This is a genomic window from Mesorhizobium sp. M7D.F.Ca.US.004.03.1.1 (assembly GCF_003998635.1).
Lineage (GTDB): Bacteria > Pseudomonadota > Alphaproteobacteria > Rhizobiales > Rhizobiaceae > Mesorhizobium > Mesorhizobium loti.
Map to the genome: position 1 here is coordinate 1 of NZ_RZQG01001233.1, position 1426 is coordinate 1426.

Below are 1426 nucleotides of genomic sequence, written 5' to 3' on the forward strand. Positions count from 1 at the left end.
GTCTTAAGGCGGCATCGATTTCGGCAACAATGCCAGCGTCGACCTTGCGTTCGGGGTCCGCGATGGCTTGCGTGCGTGTCGTGCCGGAGAAATGCTCGACGATCAGCCTCGCATCGAGGGCCGGATCATCGACAGCGGCGGCGGCAAGCCGAGCCTGCGCTTCCCGCAGCGACTGCCCCAGCGTCTCGGGCAGTTGATCAGCCATCGATGCCGATATCGGCGAGCAGCTTCGACTGATGATCGGCGATCAGCGCGTTGATGATTTCGTCGAGTTCGCCCATCATCACCCTGTCGAGCTTGTAGAGCGTCAGGTTGATGCGGTGGTCGGTGACGCGGCCTTGAGGAAAATTATAGGTCCGGATGCGTTCCGAGCGGTCACCGGAACCGACCTGTGACTTGCGCGATTCCGAGCGCTCTTCGTCCGCCTTGCCGCGTTCCAGGTCATAGAGCCGGGCCCGCAGGATCTGCATCGCCTTGGCGCGGTTCTGGTGCTGTGACTTTTCCGCCTGCACCACCATGATGCCGGTCGGCAAATGGGTGATGCGGACAGCCGAATCGGTGGTGTTGACGTGCTGGCCGCCCGAACCCGAGGCGCGCATCGTATCGATGCGGATGTCTTCGGCCCTGATGTCGATGTCGACCTCTTCGGCTTCGGGCAGCACCGCGACGGTTGCCGCCGACGTGTGGATGCGCCCGCTCGCTTCGGTCGCCGGCACGCGCTGCACGCGGTGCACGCCCGATTCGAATTTCAGATGCGCAAAGACGCCCTTGCCCGACACCGTGGCGATGATTTCCTTGTAGCCGCCGGCATCGCCATCGCTGGCTGAGGCCGTCTCGAAACGCCAGCCGCGTTCGGCAGCGTAGCGTTCATACATGCGAAAAAGGTCACCGGCAAAAAGGGCCGCCTCATCACCACCGGTGCCGGCGCGGATTTCGAGAATGGCGTTCTTGTCGTCGGCGGCATCCTTGGGCAACAGCAGGATCTGGATGTCCTTCTGCAGCGCCTCGATGCGTTCCTCGACCTCCGGCAGGTCGGCCTCGGCGAGCGCCCGCATCTCGGCGTCGGTGCCCTTGTCGGCAAGCATGGCTTCGAGGTCGGCCTGCTCATGCTCGGCCAGGCGCAGTGCCCTGACCTTGGCCACCATGTCCTGGATTTCGGCATATTCGGACGCCATCCGCACATAGGCGTCCGGCGCCGGGCCAGCCGACATCTGCGCTTCGAGCATCTCGAAACGTTTGACGACTTGATCCATACGATCGCGGGGCAGGTTGACCATGATGAGGCTACTACAATGGAATCGAACGGTCGTCGGCAAAGGCCTGCAAAAGCGCCCGCATCGGCAAGCCCTGCGCCGGCGCCATCAGATTGTCGTCGAAGAAGGCCTCCAACTCATCCAGCGGCAGTTCCGTCAGCATCGCCTTGACC

1 protein-coding gene and 1 pseudogene are annotated in these 1426 nt (G+C 63.2%); both read right to left on the minus strand.

What is annotated here, in order from left to right:
* A pseudogene (locus EN935_RS35890) lies at positions 1-205 on the minus strand (protein-(glutamine-N5) methyltransferase, release factor-specific); the annotation flags it as partial.
* Positions 198-1277, minus strand: coding sequence for a peptide chain release factor 1 (gene prfA / locus EN935_RS35895; protein ID WP_109658621.1), 1080 nt, complete (start codon positions 1275-1277; stop codon positions 198-200). The pseudogene EN935_RS35890 and the gene prfA, both read right to left, overlap by 8 nt.
* Between the last annotated feature and the right edge of the window lie 149 nt (positions 1278-1426).

Excerpts from the sequence above, each read along its gene's own strand:
- prfA (WP_109658621.1), bottom strand. The coding sequence starts at position 1,277 with ATGGTCAACCTGCCCCGCGATCGTATGGATCAAGTCGTCAAACGTTTC.